This is a genomic window from Candidatus Allofontibacter sp. (assembly GCF_040404065.1).
GTDB lineage: Bacteria > Pseudomonadota > Alphaproteobacteria > Pelagibacterales > Pelagibacteraceae > Fontibacterium.
Genome location: NZ_JBBAJM010000001.1, coordinates 1027366 through 1047067, shown reverse-complemented (window position 1 = coordinate 1047067; position 19702 = coordinate 1027366). Strand labels below are relative to the sequence as shown.

General features: G+C 26.4%; 20 protein-coding genes. 15 read left to right on the top strand and 5 right to left on the bottom strand.

What is annotated here, in order from left to right; genetic code table 11:
* Positions 1–18: 18 nt before the first annotated feature.
* From AC8IG9_RS05680 to AC8IG9_RS05660, 5 genes are all read left to right on the top strand, one after another.
* Positions 19–999, top strand: coding sequence for a glycosyltransferase family 2 protein (locus AC8IG9_RS05680; protein WP_507425831.1), 981 nt, complete (start codon positions 19–21; stop codon positions 997–999).
* Positions 996–1778, top strand: a complete 783-nt coding sequence (locus tag AC8IG9_RS05675; RefSeq protein WP_507425830.1) for an NAD-dependent epimerase/dehydratase family protein — start codon at positions 996–998, stop codon at positions 1776–1778. Before AC8IG9_RS05680 ends, AC8IG9_RS05675 begins: the two co-directional genes overlap by 4 nt.
* Positions 1775–2623, top strand: coding sequence for a glycosyltransferase family 2 protein (locus AC8IG9_RS05670; RefSeq protein WP_507425829.1), 849 nt, complete (start codon positions 1775–1777; stop codon positions 2621–2623). Before AC8IG9_RS05675 ends, AC8IG9_RS05670 begins: the two co-directional genes overlap by 4 nt.
* Positions 2624–2627: 4 nt before the next feature.
* On the top strand, positions 2628–3791 hold the full coding sequence (locus tag AC8IG9_RS05665; RefSeq protein WP_507425828.1) for a DegT/DnrJ/EryC1/StrS family aminotransferase: 1164 nt from the start codon (positions 2628–2630) through the stop codon (positions 3789–3791).
* Positions 3792–3909: 118 nt separating this feature from the next.
* Positions 3910–4599: an FkbM family methyltransferase gene (locus AC8IG9_RS05660; RefSeq protein WP_507425827.1), complete on the top strand. Its 690-nt coding sequence runs from the start codon at positions 3910–3912 to the stop codon at positions 4597–4599.
* 17 nt (positions 4600–4616) lie between these two features.
* Here AC8IG9_RS05660 and AC8IG9_RS05655 read toward each other — a convergent pair whose 3' ends face one another.
* The 3 genes from AC8IG9_RS05655 to gmd are packed head-to-tail and all read right to left on the bottom strand — an operon-like array spanning position 4617 to position 7400.
* The gene (locus AC8IG9_RS05655; protein WP_507425826.1) at positions 4617–5375 is read right to left on the bottom strand and encodes an FkbM family methyltransferase; all 759 of its coding nucleotides are present in this window, start codon (positions 5373–5375) and stop codon (positions 4617–4619) included.
* Positions 5376–5387: 12 nt separating this feature from the next.
* A complete protein-coding gene (locus tag AC8IG9_RS05650; protein ID WP_507425825.1) occupies positions 5388–6314 on the bottom strand; it encodes an NAD-dependent epimerase/dehydratase family protein in 927 nt (308 codons plus the stop codon).
* Between the two features lie 9 nt (positions 6315–6323).
* Positions 6324–7400 (bottom strand): GDP-mannose 4,6-dehydratase, encoded by a 1077-nt coding sequence (gmd, locus tag AC8IG9_RS05645; protein WP_507425824.1) that lies wholly within the window; start codon positions 7398–7400, stop codon positions 6324–6326.
* Positions 7401–7566: 166 nt separating this feature from the next.
* Between gmd and AC8IG9_RS05640 the strand changes: the two genes are divergently transcribed.
* On the top strand, positions 7567–8655 hold the full coding sequence (locus AC8IG9_RS05640; protein WP_507425823.1) for an NAD-dependent epimerase/dehydratase family protein: 1089 nt from the start codon (positions 7567–7569) through the stop codon (positions 8653–8655).
* On the opposite strand, the gene AC8IG9_RS05635 is transcribed toward AC8IG9_RS05640, so the two are convergent.
* On the bottom strand, positions 8639–9601 hold the full coding sequence (locus AC8IG9_RS05635; protein WP_507425822.1) for a glycosyltransferase family 10 domain-containing protein: 963 nt from the start codon (positions 9599–9601) through the stop codon (positions 8639–8641). The genes AC8IG9_RS05640 and AC8IG9_RS05635 overlap by 17 nt on opposite strands.
* Positions 9602–9686: 85 nt before the next feature.
* On the opposite strand from AC8IG9_RS05635, the gene AC8IG9_RS05630 reads away from it, so the two are divergent.
* Positions 9687–11387 carry an ATP-binding cassette domain-containing protein gene (locus AC8IG9_RS05630; protein WP_507425821.1) on the top strand — a complete coding sequence of 567 codons (1701 nt, stop codon included), beginning with the start codon at positions 9687–9689 and terminating at the stop codon, positions 11385–11387.
* On the opposite strand, the gene AC8IG9_RS05625 is transcribed toward AC8IG9_RS05630, so the two are convergent.
* Complete coding sequence (locus tag AC8IG9_RS05625) at positions 11377–12327, bottom strand: glycosyltransferase family 25 protein (RefSeq protein WP_507425820.1); 951 nt, start codon at positions 12325–12327, stop codon at positions 11377–11379. The genes AC8IG9_RS05630 and AC8IG9_RS05625 overlap by 11 nt on opposite strands.
* A 140-nt stretch (positions 12328–12467) precedes the next feature.
* Here AC8IG9_RS05625 and AC8IG9_RS05620 point away from each other — a divergent pair, with 140 nt between their 5' ends.
* The 8 genes from AC8IG9_RS05620 to AC8IG9_RS05585 are packed head-to-tail and all read left to right on the top strand — an operon-like array spanning position 12468 to position 19702.
* On the top strand, positions 12468–13187 hold the full coding sequence (locus AC8IG9_RS05620; protein ID WP_507425819.1) for a sugar phosphate nucleotidyltransferase: 720 nt from the start codon (positions 12468–12470) through the stop codon (positions 13185–13187).
* Positions 13177–14253 (top strand): CDP-glucose 4,6-dehydratase, encoded by a 1077-nt coding sequence (gene rfbG / locus AC8IG9_RS05615; RefSeq protein ID WP_507425818.1) that lies wholly within the window; start codon positions 13177–13179, stop codon positions 14251–14253. Before AC8IG9_RS05620 ends, rfbG begins: the two co-directional genes overlap by 11 nt.
* A 3-nt stretch (positions 14254–14256) precedes the next feature.
* On the top strand, positions 14257–15567 hold the full coding sequence (gene rfbH / locus AC8IG9_RS05610) for a lipopolysaccharide biosynthesis protein RfbH (RefSeq protein WP_507425817.1): 1311 nt from the start codon (positions 14257–14259) through the stop codon (positions 15565–15567).
* 10 nt (positions 15568–15577) lie between these two features.
* Complete coding sequence (locus AC8IG9_RS05605; RefSeq protein ID WP_507425816.1) at positions 15578–16351, top strand: transketolase; 774 nt, start codon at positions 15578–15580, stop codon at positions 16349–16351.
* Positions 16352–16353: 2 nt separating this feature from the next.
* Entirely contained in the window at positions 16354–17220 is an 867-nt protein-coding gene (locus AC8IG9_RS05600) for a transketolase family protein (RefSeq protein WP_507425815.1), read from the top strand.
* 8 nt (positions 17221–17228) lie between these two features.
* Positions 17229–17810, top strand: a complete 582-nt coding sequence (locus tag AC8IG9_RS05595; protein WP_507425814.1) for an acyltransferase — start codon at positions 17229–17231, stop codon at positions 17808–17810.
* Between the two features lie 7 nt (positions 17811–17817).
* Positions 17818–18927: a DegT/DnrJ/EryC1/StrS family aminotransferase gene (locus AC8IG9_RS05590; RefSeq protein WP_507425813.1), complete on the top strand. Its 1110-nt coding sequence runs from the start codon at positions 17818–17820 to the stop codon at positions 18925–18927.
* 22 nt (positions 18928–18949) lie between these two features.
* Positions 18950–19702: a DUF268 domain-containing protein gene (locus AC8IG9_RS05585; protein ID WP_507425812.1), complete on the top strand. Its 753-nt coding sequence runs from the start codon at positions 18950–18952 to the stop codon at positions 19700–19702.

Sequence of the window (19702 nt, the reverse complement as noted above, 5' to 3'; positions counted from 1 at the left end):
TTTTCTATATTAAATTATATGCAAAATTTATTTACTAAAAGATCATACTTAAATACACCTATACTTTTTATTGTTTTTAATAGACCTGATGCAACTGCTAAAGTATTTGAGAGCATAAAAAAAGCCAGACCTCCCAGACTATACGTTGCTGCTGACGGGCCACGACAGGATAGAATTGATGATATTGAACAAATAGCTAAAGTAAGAAAGATTGCAATGGCTATTAATTGGCCGTGCGAAGTAAAAACTTTATTTAGGAAAAAAAATTTAGGATGTAAATATGGTTGTGGCACCGCGATCAGCTGGTTCTTTGAGCATGAAGAGCAAGGTATTATTTTAGAAGATGATTGTCTTCCACACCATGATTTTTTTTATTTCTGTGAAACTCTTTTAAATTATTATAAAAATGACAGTAGAATTATAACGATTGCTGGTAGTAATTTACAAAGCAATTATAAACGCAGTAGTGAATCTTATTACTTTTCTAAATATTTTTTTTGTTGGGGTTGGGCTTCTTGGCGAAGAGCTTGGGAGTGTTATGATGATAAAATAAGTTTTTGGCCACAATGGAAATCTTCTGAGGATTGGAATAAAAAATTTACCGATACTGTTGAAAAGAAATATTGGAAGAAAGTTTTTGAGTTAGTATATTCAAATCCTCCTGACACTTGGGATTATCCTTTTATTGCTTCTGCTTGGAAAAAAGGAGGACTAAGCGCAGTATCTAGTGTAAACTTGATTAGCAATATTGGATTTGGGGAAGATGCAACTCGAACCACTGACCCTTTATATAAAGATGCAAATTTACCAGTCGAATCTATTGGAGAGCTTATTCACCCAAAAATTGTTGGACAGGATAAAGATAAAGATCGTTATGTATTTGATGAAAATTTTGATGGTCGACATTTGCGTATGCCAGGACTTTTATTTAGTTTTCCAAGAAGAACATATAGATTTCTTTTAGGTAAAATTAAATTAATACTTAATTTTTATAAATGAAAATTGGTATAACAGGTAGTACTGGAGTTTTAGGTTCAATTCTTTTAAAAAAATTAAAAGAAAAAAATTATAAGATAGTTGTTTTTAATTCAGATATTGCTAATGCATCAAAAGTAGAAATGTGGATTAAAAAAAATAATTTTGATTTTATTTTTCATCTAGCAGCAATCGTACCCGTGAAAATATGTAATGAAAATCCTTTATTGGCATGCTCAGTCAATATTGGAGGTACACTTAATATTTTAGAGGCGTTGACTAAATTAAAAAAAAAACCATGGTTTTTTTACGCTTCAACTTCACATGTTTATAAAGCTAAAAATAAACCATTACTAGAGACTGATCCGATTTTTCCAAAAACTTTTTATGGCTATACTAAATGGGTAGGTGAAAAAATATTAAAGAACTTTAGTACAAAACATAATTTGCCCTATTGTTGTGGTAGAATATTTAGTTTTTATGACAATTTTCAATCGAAAGATTTTTTATTTCCATCCGTAAAAGATAAAATAAAAAAATTATCAAAGAAAAAAAGTATAAATATTATTAATGCTCATAGTATTATTGATATTCAGAAAGCTACTGATGTAGTTAAAATTATTTTAAAACTTTTTGAAAAAAAAACTCAAGGAATTTTTAATATAGGAACAGGAAAGGGAATTAGCGTTAAAAATTTTGCACGAAGGTTAACTAAAAAGAAAATTAAAATATATACAAATACTAAAAAAAAAACAATAATTGTAGCTGATATGAAAAAGCTTAATTCAATTCTAAACCGATGAATAAAGAAATGACAATTTCAACAGTAATTCCTACTTTTAATAGAGAAATTTATCTTAAAGAGGCAATACTTTCATGTTTAAATCAAACTATTAAACACGAAATAATTGTTTGTAATCATGGTGGAACAGATGGAACGGATACTATGGTTAAGCAATTTGAAGGTAAAATTAAGTATATAAAAAGAACTGCGAATTATGGTCCGCATTTTTGCTGGCTAGAAGGTATTTTGGAAGCAAGCGGAGAATATATAAATTTATTATTTGATGATGACTGGATTAAACCAAAATTTATTGAAGAATGTATAAAATATTTTGACGATAAACAAGTGGGATTTGTTTTTTCAGAAAGTGAACTTATTGATGATCAAACAAAAAAAGTTTTTAGACAAAGCAAAAAGATTTTACCAAATAGTGGTGTCTATAATATTTTTCGACATGAATCATATTTTGTTCAAAAATTAATATCCCCTACTTCGATTATTATAAGAAAAAAAGATATGATCGACGCTTTGTTTCAGGGAAGATTGCCTTTATCTAGGTTTGAATACAAGGGCGTCGGACCAGATAAACTAATGGTTTTAATATGCTTGTTACGCTACAAAAAATTTGGATATGTATCTGAATATTTGTCAGTTTATAGAGCGCATAATCATTCAATCACAATTGATGCTAACAGCAATAAACAAAAAAATAAACAATTCAAAAAAGCTTATAGAGAAATAAATATGTATTATTATTTATTAAAATATGCCAGATATTTTTGGTACCTATTTTATTTGAGAGATTTCTATGGAAGGGTTATTAATAAATTATTTAACTCCTCTAAGGCTGTAGAAAAAAAATAGATTTATGAAGAAATATGCGTTAGCGCAAGATACAATTTCGAAAAAAGAAATAGTCAGCTTAACCAAGTGGTTATTAAAAGACAACCAGCTGACAAAAGGAAGGCTAACTATAGAATTTGAAAAAAAATTTTCTAAATTTATAAATAGTAAATATTCTATTTTTGTAAACAGTGGTTCTTCAGCAAACTTATTAATACTTTCAGCGTTACTTGAGAGCGGTAGATTAAAAAATAAAAAAGCAATCGTCGCTGGAGTCTCTTGGGTAACAACCGTTACTCCTTTTATGCAACTGAATTTTGATATCGACTTATGTGATTGCGATGTTAATAATTTAGGTGTTGATCTTGATCACTTTGAATATTTATGCAAAAAAAACAAGCCTTCAGTAGCGATGCTGGTTAACGTTTTGGGTCACCCAAACGATATTTATAAAATAAAAAAAATCTGCAAAAAATATGATGTAATTTTACTGGAGGATTCGTGCGAAGCTCTAGGAACAAAGCTTGAAAAAAAAAAAATTGGTACACACGGACTTTTATCTTCTTTTTCTTTTTATTATGGTCATCATATTTCAACTATTGAAGGAGGAATGGTTATAACAGATGACTTTGACCTTTATAATATTATGCTTTCAATTAGATCTCATGGCTGGTCTAGAGATATTCACAAAAGGGCAAAGAAAAAATTGCTAAAGGAGTATAAGGTTGATGAGTTTAGAGATTTGTACACATTTTACTATTCTGGATACAATTTAAGGTCCACAGATTTAAATGCCTTTCTAGGTTTAGGACAATTAAAAAAATTAAATAAAATCTGTCAGGTTAGATATAATAATTTCAAAGCTTATGAAAAAAATTTATCAGATTTTTGGTGCCAGAAAAGTTCATCTAATTTTATCTCAAGCTTTGCATATGGAACTTTGGTTAGGAATAGAGAGCAAGTTTATGAGTATTTAAAAAAATTTAATATAGAAACAAGACCATTAATATGCGGTAACATCGGAAGACATCCTTTTTGGGTTAAAAAATATGGTAATTGCATTTTAAAAAATGCAGATATTGTACATGAATTTGGTTTATATTTGCCAAATCATTATAATTTAAGCAGAAATGACATTTTTTTTATTAGCCAAAAATTTAAAGAAATTGCAGTACCAAAATTTTTTTAAGTAGGAACCAGATTCAAGTATTTTATTTACCAATTTATTAAAATTAAGATTATTATAATATTAATAATATTAATAAAAATTAATTATAAGTTTTTAAAAAAATCTAAATCAAATTACAATGACAATTAATTTATTTATTAAGATTTATAACTTCATATTATTTGGATTTTTTGATAATTTTCTTAAAAATTCAATAGGAGTTATTCATATTGGTGCCAATTCTGGACAAGAAAAAGATCATTACAAAAAACTAAGAGTTCAAAGAGTTATTTGGATAGAAGCTGATCCCGAAATATATGAAATTTTATTAAGAAATATAAAGAATTATAAAAATTATAAAGCTTACAACTATTTGGTAACTGATAAAAATAAAAAAAAAGTAAAATTTAATATTGCAAATAATGACTCTAATAGCTCATCCATATTTACATTAAAGGATTCTAAAAGACTTTACCCAAAACTACATTATACAAAATCAATTTTATTAAATAGTAAAAATCTAAAAACAATAGTTAATAAAAAAAAAATAAATTTAAAGAATTTTGATTCTTTAGTATTGGATGCTCAAGGAGCAGAATTAGAAATTTTAAAAGGGGGGGGGCATTTAATTAATAAATTTAAATATATTAAATTAGAAGCTGCTGAATTTCAGATGTATTCAAAAAATCCTCTTTATTCTGAGATATCAAGGTATTTGTATTTATTAGGATTTAAAGAAATAAAAAAAACGTGCATCGCAAAGAATTATAACGGAAAGAAAGCTTACGATGTTTTATATTTAAATTTACACTTTAAACACAAATATTAGTTTCTGCATTTAAATTGTTAATTTATTTTAATATACCAATCATCATAATCTGAAAACCCAACATATTTTCTTATATAACCATTCTTTGACAATAAATTATTTATTTTTTCTCTGTTTTTATTAAAATTATGTTCGCAGGTTATTATTTTAAATTCATACTCATTGAAATTGAAATTATTTAGTATTTCAAATTCACTACCTTCAGTATCTATTGACAAATATTCAATTTTTTTTGGGGCGTTATATTTTTTTAACAAGTCAGAAAGACTTATCGTCTCGATTTGGTAAATTTTGGATTGCTTTCTTTTATGAGAATCAAAATTTTTAAATTTGTTTATCGTTGAGAGCAATGGCGCCTCATCTTCAACAAAGTTTATAAAAGAATTTGATGCACTCCAAACACAGCCATAATCTATATGGCAAGATCTATTTTTTTTTAATGATTCATGAAAAAATTTAGCAGGCTCAGCTAGAACTCCATTCCACTCATATTCTTTTTCGAGCAACCAGGTGTTACTAAAGTCCACACCATTAGTAGCCCCAAATTCAACGAAAAACCCATTTTTCATAAAGTTAGTTTCTAATAAAACAAAAAGATCCTGTTTTAGCTGTGCTTTAGACTTATCTTTTACTTCTATAATTTTAGCTAATTGATTTTTTGGTGATTGAAAAATTATTGAAATATCTTTTTGAGATTCTTTTAATTGCTCTAATCTTTTGTACGAAATAAGACCTAAATTAAATAATTGAAATATTTTTATAAGAATTTTTTTCATTTTAATTAATTATTAACTTAGACTTTTATAAATTTTTAAGAAATATTTATAATAATCTTTCAAACCTTCGTCTAAATTAATTTTATATTTCCAACCTAATTTATTTATTAATTTTACATCTAGCCTTCTTTCCTTTACTCCGTCTGGATATTTTTTATCAAAAATAATTTTTCCTTTAAATTTTGTAATTTTTTTAATCTTTAATGCTAATTTTTTTATTGAAATATGTTCGGACCCCCCAACATTTATATGCCCAGTAGATATTTTTTTATTTATAAAAAAAGAAACTGCTTCTGCTAGATCTTTTACATTTAAAAACTCTCTTTTTATTAATCCTGAACCCCAGACTTCAACACTTTTTTTATTATTTATTCTTGCTTCATGAAATTTTCTAAGTAACGCAGGCAATACGTGGCTAGATTTTAAATCAAAATTATCTCCTTCACCGTAAAGATTTGAGGGTTGAAGAGAAAAAAAATTTTTTTTTAATTTTTTTTGCGCATACTCACAATATTTTAAAACAGCGATTTTTGCGATAGCATATCCTTCGTTGCTTTCTTCGAGTTTTGATTCTAGCAAATAACGCTCTTTAATAGGCTGTTTGGTTTTCTTTGGATAAATACAGGCCGATCCTAAATTAATTAATTGTTTAACATTATAATCTAAACTATTTTTTATAAGATTAAGTCCAATCATTGTATTGATGTATAAGTATTTTTCGGGATATAGACTGTTATCTAAAATACCACCCACTTTTCCAGCAGCATTAATAACGATAGTAGGTTTATTTTTCTTAAACCATTTTTCAACACTCTTTTGATTAGTGAGATCGAGTTGTGATCTTTTGCATTCAATTATGTGATTTTTTTTTTTAAGTATTTTGTAAATTGCCTGACCAACCATACCCTCTTGACCAGCAATAAAAATTTTATGTTGCATTAACCAATATTAGAAATTACTTTTTTCTATTAATTTTTGGTCCTCAGTCATCATTTCATGAATTAATTGGTTAATATTGATTTTAGGTTTCCATCTTAATTTTTTTCTAGCTTTAGCGGCATCTCCTCTTAAGTAGTCTACTTCATTGGGTCTAAAATATTCTTTATCAATCAAAACGATTTTATCTCCTATCTTAAGATGAGGGGTTTTAAATTTATCGCAATTTTTTACATAACCAACTTCATTAATACCCTTACCTGACCAACCGATATTAATTTTTAAAAATTTACAACATTTTTCAACAAAAAATTTTACTGTATATGGTTTTCCTGTTGCAATAACAAAGTCTTCAGGTCTTTTTTGCTGTAGCATTTTCCATTGCATTTCGGCATAGTCTTTTGCGTGACCCCAATCTCTATAAGCATATAGGTTTCCTAAATATAATTTTTTTTGGATTCCTAACGCAATTTTATTTAATCCAATAGTAATTTTTCTGGTGACGAATGTTTCTCCTCTTCTTGGAGATTCGTGATTAAATAAAATTCCATTAACCGCATATGCGCCATAAGCATCTCTATAATTTTTAGTTATCCAGTAAGCAAAAAGTTTTGAAGTGGCGTAAGGACTTTGAGGTGAAAATTGAGTTTTTTCTGATTGATTTTTTTTATTAATATTTCCATATAGTTCAGATGTAGAAGCTTGATAAAATTTTGTTTTTTTAAGACCAAGCAATCTAATAGCTTCCAACATTCTTAAAGTTCCCAAAGCGTTCACTTGTGTAGTATAGTCGGGAACTTTAAAGCTAGTTAGTACATGGCTTTGAGCAGCTAAGTTGTATATTTCATCTGGTTTAATTTTATTAATTAATTCTATTAGGTTGTTAGCATCTACAAGATCTCCGTAATGCAAAAAAAAATTAGTTTTATTATGTTTATCTAAGTAAAGGTGGTCAATACGTTGAGTGTTTATTAAAGAGGATCTTCTTTTAATACCATGAACAATGTAATTTTTTTTTAATAATAATTCCGCAAGGTAAGACCCGTCTTGTCCTGTAATTCCAGTAATTAGTGCTATTTTTTTTTTCATTACTTTATTTGATCGCAATCATACTTTATATTGAACTGTAGAAATTGTTTTTAAAACTTTTATATTCTTTTATAATAGTTAACATTTAAATAAATGCAAATTAAGTTAAATGCTAATTTAAGTCATTTAAAATTAAGTATAATATTTTTAAGATTTGTTGTTAACTATGAAAAAAGTGCTTATAACTGGCAGTTCAGGATTGGTTGGTTCTGGTGCCGTTGATTTTTTTTATAAAAAAAAATTTAAGATATTTGCATTAGACAATGACTTTCGAGGTCAAATTTTTGGTAAAAAATATTCAACAAATAAAATAAAAGAATATCAGAAGGAAAAGTATTCTAATATTGTGTTCCTTAACCATAATATTGCAAATATTAATGAAATTAAAAAAATATTTGAGAATAATAAATTTGATTTAATAGTTCATACAGCAGGTCAGCCATCGCACGATTGGTCTGCAAAAGATCCTCTTTTAGACTTTAATGTTAATGCTGTTGGTACTTTAAATCTTCTGGAACTCACTAGAAAAAATTCACCAAAAGCTATTTTTATTTTTACTTCAACAAATAAAGTTTATGGAGATTTGCCTAACAACCTTAAAGGCATTAAAGAACTAGCAACACGTTATGAAGTTTATCAAAATAATAAACTTTTCTCTATAAGCGAAGATTTCTCAATTGATAACTCAAAACATTCACCTTTTGGAGTCTCAAAAACTGCTGCAGATTTAATGGTTCAAGAATATGGAAAATATTTTAATATAAAAACAGCAGTTTTTAGATGTGGGTGCATTACTGGACCAAATCATCAAGGCGCAGAACTACATGGGTTTTTGTCGTATTTAGTTAAATGTATAATTTCTAATAAAAATTATAATATTTATGGTTACAAAGGAAAACAAGTTAGAGACAATATTCATTCCGAAGATCTTGTTGATATGTTTTGGCATTTTTATCGAAATCCTGGATACGGAGAGATTTATAATGCTGGCGGGGGGAGAGAAAATTCTATCTCGATATTAGAAACTATTAATTTAGTAAACCAAATTTCCAAAAAAAAATGGATTAATTATACTATCAAAAAAGAAAATAGAAGTGGGGATCATATTTGGTATATTACTAATTTTGATAAATTTAAGAAAAAATTTCCAAGTTGGAGAATTAAAAATACTAACGAAGATATAATCGAACAAATTATTTGGGAAAGTAGAAAAAATAACAATCAGCTAAAAAAATATTTTATATTGAGTCGGTAATATTTTTTATAAAATTTATTTCTTTATTTAAATTAGGTTCATTCAATAATAGTGGTTCAGTTGCGTATTTATTTAAAAAACTTTCATCTTTTAAAAGATTGCTTATTTCAAGATAATTATCTTTTGAATAGTTTAATAAGTTAACAAACGATTTTTCATTAAAATCTTGATTAATATTATTATCTGCCCAAGCTAAGGGTAGACACTTACCAAGAAATGCCTCCGGCACTTTTTCTGTGTAGTATCCAGGATACAGACTGTTTTCTGGACATAGATTAAATGCATATTTTTTTAATATTTCTTTTTTTGATAATGGATTGGAATTATGGTTTTTGATATTTTTATTAAAGTAAGGTCCATATCCATCAACTGTAAAATTTTTAGAAAAATTAAAAAGCATACTCTTTCTCGGCTCATCCAAGTGGCTTGAGAGTAGGCAAATCTTTCTTTCTTTTTTCAGAAAGAAATCGCCCTGAGGAGACATTAAGTCTTTAATACTATAAAAATTCCCAAATCTTTCAATAAATGTACTTAGTTCCCTCTTTGGTACTAAATGATCCCAATTGATTAATTCTTTCCACAAAGGAAATCTTAAATGAGTTTCGCTGCTTAGTCCAAAATGACTGGAAATGCTAAAATCATATTTAACGTCAGGAAAAGGATAATTTTCATGAGAATAAAAAATTCGAATAGGTTTAATTTTTCGCTTTAAAAGATATAGGTCAATATTTGGAAATATATTATCAATAAATTTTAATTTTTTTCGAGTAAAATTAAAAAATTTTCTTTTCAAAATAAGTGTGTCATAAGGTCCAAAAATAAGAATATCGGAATCTTTGGGAGATACAATTTCAATTTCTTTTTTAGAGGTATGTTGTATTAGTTTTATAATTAAACTTCCCTTAAGATCTCCAGTCCATAGTGTGGAAATTTTGATTTTTTTCATATTCTTTATTAATTACAAGGATATTATAACTTAATAATTAAGTATAATTTATAATTATTAGTTTACTTTTAATCTATAAGAATAAATGAAAAAAATATTTAAAATTTTAAACTTAAATGAGCAACTCCAAGTTCTAATTTTAGCAGTCTTAATTTTAATAACTTCTTTTTCAGAAATTTTGTTATTATTATTTATTCAACCTATATTACAATTTTTTTTAAATAATAATTTATCTTATCGGGTAAATTTTTTTTTATTTGATTACTCTTTTACAAGTAAATTATTGTTTTTATCTTTTATGGTTATTTTTTTTTTAAGAAATGTTTTTTATACATTAACAATTTTATTTAAAACTTATTTTATTAAAAATTTAAACATTCATATTTCTAATAAAATTTATTCATCTTATTTAAAAAAAGACTATTCTTTTTTTTTAAAAAATAACTCAGCGAAACTTATTTCTAATACTACCAATGAAGTAGATAATTTTTGTCAAAGCGTATTTAATAATTTTCTCACATTCCTTACAGAAATTTTTTTACTTTTAGCAATTATTTTTTTCTTATTTATTAAATTTTTTACATTTAGTCTTGTATTATTATCTTTTTGTTTTTTATTATTTTTTCTATCAATATTTATTTATAAAAAAAAAATAAAGGACGTTGGATTAAAAAGAGCCAAGTTGGATAGTGATAAAATTAATCATCTTCAAAAAAGTTTTTATGCTATTCAGTCTATTAAATTAGATGGTATTGAAAATTATTTTATTGATAAATTCAATATTATTAATAGTGCTATAGCTAGAACCGTGGCAATTTTTGGTATTTTTTCTGATCTTCAAAAACCAATTTGGGAAATATTAATTATATTAAGCTTCTCTATCACAATGTATATTGGGTATAATTTTTTTGGATTATTTCGTTTAGATATAGTTTTAATATTAGGAACTTTTACTATCGCTTTTTTTAGATTCTTGCCTTCTTTAAATAGAGTATTTATTTGCTTAAATTCTTTTAAATTTTATGCGCCTTCAATAGATTTCGTTTGTAATGAATTATCTTTAAATAATAGTGTAATAATTGAAAAAGAAGAAACCTTAGATAACTTTAAATTTTCTAAACAAATAGAATTGAGAAATATATCTTTTCAGTATGACAGTAAAAATTCACTTATTTTAGAAGGGATTAATTTAACAATTAAGCATAATTCTATAACTTTCATCAAAGGAGAAAGCGGATCAGGAAAGAGTACTCTGTTAAATATTGTTTGTGGCTTATTATTTCCCACAACAGGCCAAGTTTTGATGGACAACAAAAATATTAACTTTTTTCTAAAGTCTTACAGAAGCAAAATAGGTTATGTACCTCAAAAAACATTACTTTTAGAAGATTCTATTTTGGACAACATTGTTTTTGGGCAACATGTTGAGAATTTAGATTCAAATTTAGTTAAAGAAGTAATTAACAAGTCTAAATTAAACAAATTAATTGATAAATTGCCAAATGGGTTACATACAATTATTGGTGAAAGAGGATCTTCTTTGTCAGGAGGTGAACAACAAAGAATTGGGATAGCTCGAGCTTTATATAAAAAACCGGAGATTCTGATATTAGATGAAGCAACTAGTGCACTTGATGAAGAAACCGAACGTTTGTTATTAAAAGAGATATTAGAATTACAAGAATTTATAACTATTATTATGGTTTCGCATAAAAAGTTAGAAATTGTAAAAGAATTTGAGTTATTTGAGTTAAGAGATAATAAAATTAATAATATTAAATGTTAAATACTCTCGGCTTTACGTATTTTCTTAAGTCTTTTGGGTAATTTGACTTTAAAGCGTATATTTTTTCAATATCAATGTAAGAATTAAAGAAAAAATTTTTAATTTTACAAAATTGTTTGTCAAAATAGTATTCCATGTAGTAGTCAAAATTTTTATATTTTCTTAATAAAAAAGGAATAAAAAATAAATAATAAGGAATCCTTAGTAAGTTTAGAATATAATTTATTGTTCCTATAGAAAATTTTTTATAAATAAATTTTCTAATTTTTTTAAAAGAGGTTCTTTCAAAAGACTTTCTATCTTGGGCAAGATAAGAAAATCCTCGATTATCTGGATAGCCTAAAAAAGGCATAGTTTGCATTAATTCAATATTATTTTTAAAAAAATTAAAAGGATAATCTCCAAGACCTATTGTTTTTCCTTTTGTTATTTTTAAAAATTTTTTTATAAAACCAATTGTTACTTGAGCGGCACCTGGATTAAATAAGTGTGTTTTTGCATAATAGACTTTTACTCGATTATTTAAGACATTTAGTGATTTTTTTTTAAGAAACCCTGGAGGCATACATTGAAATTGAATAATTTTATTACCTTCGAAATAAATTTTATTGTCAACCCATTCTTTAAATAAAAAAGAAGGGTAAAAATCATCATCAAAGTAAATTATATTTTTTAAATTTTTTTTGACAGCGTATTTATAAATTCTTATTATTGTATACATTCCTCCAATTTCGTTAAATCCCATTTCTCTGCCAACATGATTCAAAACTTTTTTTCTGTTATATTGTGAATATATTATTTCTTTTTCTTTTTGATTCTTTCCCTCAATTCCATAAAAAATCTTATATTTTAAATTAAGTTCTTGTAATTTTTTTGTTAAGTATTTAAGCCTGGGACTGTTTCTCATGCTTAGTACAAATATTGTGATTTTTTTTTGCATTTTTTAGTAAATAAAAATTTTTATTTCTTTAATAATACCTTATATAATAAGGTTTAACATGATAGCACAATATTTTTGCACAAATTATATAAGATGAAATTTATTTATAATTTTAAAATTTTATTAATTAAATTATTTAAATGAAATTAGTAATATTTGCCGGAGGCTTAGGAACAAGAATATCAGAAGAAACTGATTATGTTCCAAAACCAATGGTTAAAATTGGTAAAAAACCAATTTTATGGCACATTATTAAATATTATTCAGTTTTTGGATTTTCAGAGTTTATAATTTGTGGTGGTTATAAAATAAACGTTATAAAAAATTATTTTAAAAAGTTTAAAAAAAACTTAAACCAATCGTGGAATGTTAAAGTTATTAACACAGGAGTAAATAGTAACACCGGAGAAAGATTAAGAAAAATTAAAAAATATGTAGGTAATACATTTTGTTTAACCTATGGAGATGGCTTAAGCAATGTAGATATAAATAAATTAATAAATTTTCATAAAAAAAATCAATCAATAGTTACCGTAACAGCTGTTAAACCCACGCCACACTTTGGAAAAATTATTTTTAAAGGCAATAAAGTAACTAAATTTTTAGAAAAAGATCAAACAAAAGAGAGTTGGATTAATGGTGGTTTTTTCATTTGTAATGAAGAAATTTTTAAATATATAAAAAAAAGAAATGCCATATTTGAAATTGACGTCCTAGGTGTTTTAGTAAAAAAGAAAAAGTTAGTAGCCTATAAACATAATGACTTTTGGTATTGCATGGATACATTAAGGGATAAAAGGCATTTAAATAATCTTTGGTCGTTAAAAAAAGCCCCCTGGAAGATCTGGAATGATAAATAATTTTAAATCTTTAAGTAAATTTTGGAAAGGTAAAAAAGTTTTTTTAACAGGTCATACTGGTTTTAAGGGAAGTTGGTTTGCTATTTTATTAAATTTACTTGGTGCAAAAGTTGTAGGTTATTCTTTAAAACCCGTTACAAATCCAAATCTTTTTGATCTCATTAAATTAAATAGAAAAATTCATAACTCTATAATTGGTGATATTACAGATTATAATAAATTAAAAAAATCTATTAATAAATTTTCTCCAAATTTTGTCGTTCATATGGCAGCTCAAGCAATTGTTAGAGAGTCTTATGTTAGTCCAAAATATACTTATCAAGTAAATACTTTAGGAACTGTTAATATTCTAAATATTTTAAATGAACTAAAATTCATTAAATCTGCTTTAATTATTACAACTGACAAAGTTTATTTTAATAATAATAAAAAAAAATACTACGAAGAGAATGACGTTTTAGGAGGATATGATCCTTATAGTAATTCAAAATCTTGTGCTGAATTAGTGGTTAACTCTTATAATCATTCATTTTTCAAAGAAAAAAATATTTTCGTGGCAACAGCAAGAGCCGGCAACGTTATTGGAGGTGGTGACTTTTCAAAAGACAGAATTTTACCTGATTATTTCCGCTCTTTATTCCAAAATAAAAAACTAATTTTAAGATCACCAAATTCTATAAGGCCATGGCAGCATGTACTTGAACCATTATATGGTTATCTATTGTTATTAATGAAATTACATAAAAAACAGAAATTAAGTAATAGTAGTTTTAATTTTGGTCCAAATAAATCAAATAATAAATCTGTAAATGATGTTATTAATTTAATTAATAAAGATTTTAATAATTTTGTAAAAGTTACTAAAAAAAATAATAGTTTAAAAAATTACCACGAAAGTAAAATATTAATGTTAAATTCAAACAAATCTAAGAAAATATTAAATTGGAAAACTAAATATAATCTTGAACAAAGTATAAAACTAACAACTTTGTGGTTTAAAGCATTTATTGAAAATAAAAATATTTTGAAACTGACTCAAGAACAAATAAGAAACTATTTTAATTAAATCATGAAAGACGATATTTTAGAAATAAGAAGTAAAATATTAAGCTTAGTTAATGATTATTCTAATATAAATTTTAAAGAAAAAGAATTCATACCTGGCGTCAGCGATGTTCCGGCATCAGGAAAAGTCATTGGTGCTTCAGAACTAAAAAATATGGTTGAGGCATCTTTAGATGGATGGTTAACCACGGGTAGATTTAATGAACAATTTGAAAAAAAGTTAGCAAATTTTTTAGGAGTGAAATGTTTGCTTACAGTAAATTCTGGATCTTCTGCAAATTTGATTGCATTTTCAACTTTAACATCACCAAAATTAAAAGAAAGAGCAATTCAAAAAGGTGATGAAGTTATCTCAGTTGCTGCTGGTTTTCCAACAACCGTTAATCCTATAATTCAATTTGGGGCAGTTCCAGTTTTTATTGATGTAAAAATTCCAACTTATAATATTGATGAGAATTTAGTTGAATCAGCGATCACTAATAAAACAAAAGCTATAATGTTAGCCCACACTCTTGGTAATCCTTTTAATGTTAAAAAAATTAAAGAAATTTGTGATAAATATAACTTGTGGTTAGTAGAGGATAGTTGTGATGCTTTAGGTTCAAAATTCGACAATCAAAATGTTGGAACATTTGGAGACTTGGCAACTCTAAGTTTTTATCCTGCCCATCATATAACAATGGGTGAGGGGGGCGCAGTTTTCACTAATAGCAAAAAATTAGAGCGAATAGCAGAGTCCTTTAGAGATTGGGGAAGGGATTGTTATTGTGAACCTGGAAAAGACAATACTTGCAATAAAAGATTTGGTTGGAAATTAGGAGATTTGCCCTTTGGTTATGATCACAAATATACTTATTCTCATGTAGGTTATAATATGAAAATAACAGATATGCAGGCAGCGTGCGGTCTCGCCCAGTTAGATCGCCTAGAGGGTTTTATTAAAAAAAGAAAAGAGAATTTTAATTATTTATACAAAAACTTAAAAGCACTGGAAGAATTTTTAATATTGCCAGAACCAGAAAAAGATTCTGAACCTTCTTGGTTTGGCTTCCCTTTGACTCTTAGACAAAATAAAAGATTCAATAGAATTAATTTAATTAGTTATTTAAATGCCAATAAAATTGGAACTAGACTTTTATTCGCAGGAAATTTGATTAAACAACCTTATATGCAAAATACTAATTTTAGAGTCCATGGAGAGTTAAAAAATACAAATCTAGTTATGGATAATACTTTTTGGCTTGGCCTTTATCCTGGCCTTATTATTAAACATTTAGAATTTACAGTAAATATTCTTAAAACTTTTTTTAAATAAATATAAAAAAATGGCAAAAAAATTCAGCGAGATAGAGATAGCTAAACAAATAAGAATTAGAATACTTAAAATAAGCAATAGAGCAAAATCATCTCATGTTGGAAGCTGTTTATCTATTGTTGATATTTTAGTTGTTTTATATAAAAATTTTATTAACAAGAGGAATATTTTTGTATTAAGCAAAGGTCATGCTTGTTTAGCTTATTACTGTGTGTTGCAAAAGTTTGGTTATTTTTCTAATAAAATTTTAAACTCATATGGTAAAAATAATACAATTCTATTATCTCATGTAAGCCATAAAGTTCCGGGCGTAGAGTTTTCAACAGGATCTTTGGGACATGGTTTACCTTATGCCATTGGAAGGGCTTTGGCAGAAAAAATTAATATATCTAATAATAAAATTTTTGTCTTAATAAGCGATGGTGAACTGAACGAAGGAACTACCTGGGAGTCCCTATTATTTGCAACATTTCATAAATTAGACAATTTAATTATAATTATTGATTATAATAAAATCCAAAGTTTAGATTTTACTAAAAATATTTTAAAATTAGAACCTTTACGTAAAAAATTCCAATCTTTTGGCTGTAACGTAAAGAATATTAATGGCCATAATTTCACTCAAATTTATAAATCTTTTTTTGTAAGAAAGAATAAAAAGCCAACAGTAATTATAGCTAATACTATTAAAGGAAAAGGAGTGCGTTTTATGGAAAATTCTATTTCATGGCACTACAAGTATCCAAATTTACAAGAACTTAAAGTTGCTATTAAAGAGATATAATAATGAGAGATATTTTTATTGATGAGCTAATAATTGCCACAAAAAAAAATAAAAATATAATTCTATTAGTTAATGATTTGGGTTTTGGAGTAATAGAAAAGTTTTGCAGACTTTTTCCAAATAACTATTTTAATGCAGGCATTTCTGAACAAAGCATGATGGGTTATGCCGCTGGACTAGCGGCAGCTGGTAAGCATGTTTTTGTATATTCAATAGCAAATTTTCCAACCTTTAGATGTGCCGAACAAATAAGAAATGATGTTGATTATCATAAATTACCAGTTACTATTGTGTCTGTGGGTTCTGGTGTTGGGTATGGAAATTTAGGTTATACTCATCATGGATTGCAAGATTATTCTTTAATAAGAAGTTTTCCTAACATGCTAATTGCATCTCCAGGTGATATTATGGAACTTAAAGCCTGCATTCATTATTTATTGTCTAATCCTCAGCCTTCATATTTAAGATTAGACAAAAGTTCTAATTACAAGATTCATAATAAAATTCCTAAAATTTTTCCAGGTAAGTGGCTCAAAATATTTGAAAAAAAAAATAATAAATTTACTTATCTAACCACTGGAGCTGTAATAGAGCATGTAAAGAAAAAAATTAGTAATACAAAAAATTCATCACATTATTCATTACCGCTTTGGGGTATGAAATGTAAAAAAAAGCAATATAAAAATATAAAAAAATATAAAAAAATTATAGTTGTAGAAGATCATTTTCAAGATGGAGGTTTTCAATCTTGGTTAAATGAGTCTATAAATAATAAAAATTGTAAAGTTAATATTGTATCACGATCAATAAGTAGCTCAGTGGTAAATAAGGTTGGGTCACAAGAGTATTTAATGAGGTTATTAAAATAAATTAATTTATGCATGTGGGAATTTCATTTTACTCTGAAAAAGAATTAAAAAAATTTAAATTTAGATCTATTGGTAAAAATGTTCTTATAAAAAAAAATGTTGGTTTATATTTTATAGAAAACATATCAATAGGTAACAATGTCAGAATTGATGACAACGTAATCATAGTGGCATCAAAAAAAGAGAATCCAGTTAAAATTGGGAATTATGTTCATATTGCTTCCAATTGTTATTTAGCTGGATCGGATGGTATTGAGGTTATGGACTTTACTACTTTTGCACCAGGAGTTTTGATATTTTCAGGTTCAGACGATTATAGTGGCAAAAAACTAACCAACCCTATGGTTGATAATCCTTATGTAGGAGGAAAATCTGGAAAAGTTACTCTTTGCAAACACGTTATTATTGGAGCTGGTTCTGTTGTTTTACCTGATGTTACCATAAAACAAGGATCTTCTGTGGGAGCCCTGTCACTTGTTCATAAAGATCTTAATCCTTGGGGAGTTTACGCCGGAATTCCTGCAAAGAAAATAAAAAGCAGGCATAAAGATATTCTTAAACTAGAAAAAAAATTTTTAAAAAAAAATTAAATATTTTATGAAAAAAATTTATTTTGGAGGTCCGTCTATAACAAATTTAGAGAAAAAGTACGTATTAGACTCTGTTACCAATGGTTTTTATGATGGAATGAAAAAAGATTTAATAAACTTGGAAATGAAATTAAAAAAATTATTAAAAATTAATTATGCACATCTTACATTTACCTGTACGCATGCTATGCATTTAGCATTATTATCGTGTGGTGTTAAAAAGGGTGATGAGGTTATAATTCCAGAAATTAGTTGGATTGCTACAGCGCAAGCAGCTGCTTACACAGGAGCAACATGTGTTTTTGTAGACATTAATCCTTTAACTTTTTGTGTAGATCCTGAAAAAATAGCTTCTGCAATTACAAAGAAAACAAAAGCTGTGATGGTAGTTCATAGTTTCGGACATCCTTGTGACATGGAGAAAATTTTAAAGATCTGTAAAAAAAATAATTTATTTTTAATAGAAGATGCCGCGCCATCACTTGGTTCTCATATTAATGGAAAAATGACAGGAACTTTTGGCGATGTAGGATGCTTTAGTTTCCAAGGAGCTAAGATTGTTACTAGCAATGAAGGTGGAGCCCTCGTTACTAATAGTAAAAAAAAATTTGAATTTGCAAAGTTATTTTCAATATTAGGAAGGACAGATAGAAAAGGTGAATTCTGGTCTGATCATATTGCATATAGATATGGAATGTCTAATTTAAATGCATCTTTGGGCGCTGCACAGGTTCAAAGAATTAATGAAATTATAAGAATAAAAAGAAATATAGCCTTTCAATATATTGATTTTTTTGAAAAAAATTCACACGTAAATTTTATAAAAGAACCAAGTTATGGATTTTCAAATTACGCATATCCTAATATTATCCTAAAAGAAGGAAATAAAAATTTAAGAGATAAAATTGTTGACCATCTTGAGTCGAAAAAAATTTTCGCAAGAAAAATGTTTCCACCAATGAGCGACATGGATATGTTTAAAAAAAGATATAATAATAGTAATTCAAGATTCGTTTCTGAAAATGCAATCACTTTACCCTCCGCCTCAATTATGAGTTCAGCTGATATTAAAAGGGTATGTAATGAAATTTTTACTTTTTTAAAAAAATTTTGCTAAATTTCAAATTTGTATAAATATTGTGATTAATTATAAAATTATACACTCATTTTTATCTCAGTGTGGAATTAATTTATTAAAATTTAAAAATATAAAATATATCTTTAAATATTTTAGTGATTATTTAAAATTTAGTAAATTATCAAAAATTGACCTAATTTTTCCTATTTTAGGTGAGCATAAGGAGAAATCCAGCGTTGTTATAAAACATTATTTTAATCAAGATTTACTCGTTGCATCTTATATTTTTAAAGATAATCCAAAGAAGCATGTGGATGTAGGCTCAAGAGTTGATGGCTTCGTCGCTCATGTTGCAAGTTTTCGAAAAATTGAAGTTTTTGATATACGTGACAACAATTTTCAGTTTAAAAACATAATATTCAAAAAAAAAGATATTAGTAGGATTGATAAAAGTTTATCAAATTATTGTGACAGCCTATCTTGTTTGCATACTTTAGAGCACTTTGGTCTAGGAAGATATGGTGATCAGCTTGATCCAAGTGGACACATCAAAGGTTACAATAATTTAATTAAAATTTTAAAAAGCGGTGGAACGCTTTATATTTCATTTCCTATTTCCAATAAAAACTTAACATATTTTAATTCAGAAAGATCTTTTAGTCCAAAAGAAATATTAAAATGGTCGGATGAACTAAAATTAGTAAAGTTTGACTTTATTGATGATTACGAAAAGATATTTTTAGATGTTGACTTAAATAAATTTAGCAAGAAAATTAGTTACGGGTGTGGAATTTATACATTTAAAAAAAAGTAA

Excerpts from the sequence above, each read along its gene's own strand:
- AC8IG9_RS05680 (WP_507425831.1), top strand. The coding sequence starts at position 19 with ATGCAAAATTTATTTACTAAAAGATCATACTTAAATACACCTATACTT.
- AC8IG9_RS05675 (WP_507425830.1), top strand. The coding sequence starts at position 996 with ATGAAAATTGGTATAACAGGTAGTACTGGAGTTTTAGGTTCAATTCTT.
- AC8IG9_RS05670 (WP_507425829.1), top strand. The coding sequence starts at position 1,775 with ATGAATAAAGAAATGACAATTTCAACAGTAATTCCTACTTTTAATAGA.
- AC8IG9_RS05665 (WP_507425828.1), top strand. The coding sequence starts at position 2,628 with ATGAAGAAATATGCGTTAGCGCAAGATACAATTTCGAAAAAAGAAATA.
- AC8IG9_RS05660 (WP_507425827.1), top strand. The coding sequence starts at position 3,910 with ATGACAATTAATTTATTTATTAAGATTTATAACTTCATATTATTTGGA.
- AC8IG9_RS05655 (WP_507425826.1), bottom strand. The coding sequence starts at position 5,375 with ATGAAAAAAATTCTTATAAAAATATTTCAATTATTTAATTTAGGTCTT.
- AC8IG9_RS05650 (WP_507425825.1), bottom strand. The coding sequence starts at position 6,314 with ATGCAACATAAAATTTTTATTGCTGGTCAAGAGGGTATGGTTGGTCAG.
- gmd (WP_507425824.1), bottom strand. The coding sequence starts at position 7,400 with ATGAAAAAAAAAATAGCACTAATTACTGGAATTACAGGACAAGACGGG.
- AC8IG9_RS05640 (WP_507425823.1), top strand. The coding sequence starts at position 7,567 with ATGAAAAAAGTGCTTATAACTGGCAGTTCAGGATTGGTTGGTTCTGGT.
- AC8IG9_RS05635 (WP_507425822.1), bottom strand. The coding sequence starts at position 9,601 with ATGAAAAAAATCAAAATTTCCACACTATGGACTGGAGATCTTAAGGGA.
- AC8IG9_RS05630 (WP_507425821.1), top strand. The coding sequence starts at position 9,687 with ATGAAAAAAATATTTAAAATTTTAAACTTAAATGAGCAACTCCAAGTT.
- AC8IG9_RS05625 (WP_507425820.1), bottom strand. The coding sequence starts at position 12,327 with ATGCAAAAAAAAATCACAATATTTGTACTAAGCATGAGAAACAGTCCC.
- AC8IG9_RS05620 (WP_507425819.1), top strand. The coding sequence starts at position 12,468 with ATGAAATTAGTAATATTTGCCGGAGGCTTAGGAACAAGAATATCAGAA.
- rfbG (WP_507425818.1), top strand. The coding sequence starts at position 13,177 with ATGATAAATAATTTTAAATCTTTAAGTAAATTTTGGAAAGGTAAAAAA.
- rfbH (WP_507425817.1), top strand. The coding sequence starts at position 14,257 with ATGAAAGACGATATTTTAGAAATAAGAAGTAAAATATTAAGCTTAGTT.
- AC8IG9_RS05605 (WP_507425816.1), top strand. The coding sequence starts at position 15,578 with ATGGCAAAAAAATTCAGCGAGATAGAGATAGCTAAACAAATAAGAATT.
- AC8IG9_RS05600 (WP_507425815.1), top strand. The coding sequence starts at position 16,354 with ATGAGAGATATTTTTATTGATGAGCTAATAATTGCCACAAAAAAAAAT.
- AC8IG9_RS05595 (WP_507425814.1), top strand. The coding sequence starts at position 17,229 with ATGCATGTGGGAATTTCATTTTACTCTGAAAAAGAATTAAAAAAATTT.
- AC8IG9_RS05590 (WP_507425813.1), top strand. The coding sequence starts at position 17,818 with ATGAAAAAAATTTATTTTGGAGGTCCGTCTATAACAAATTTAGAGAAA.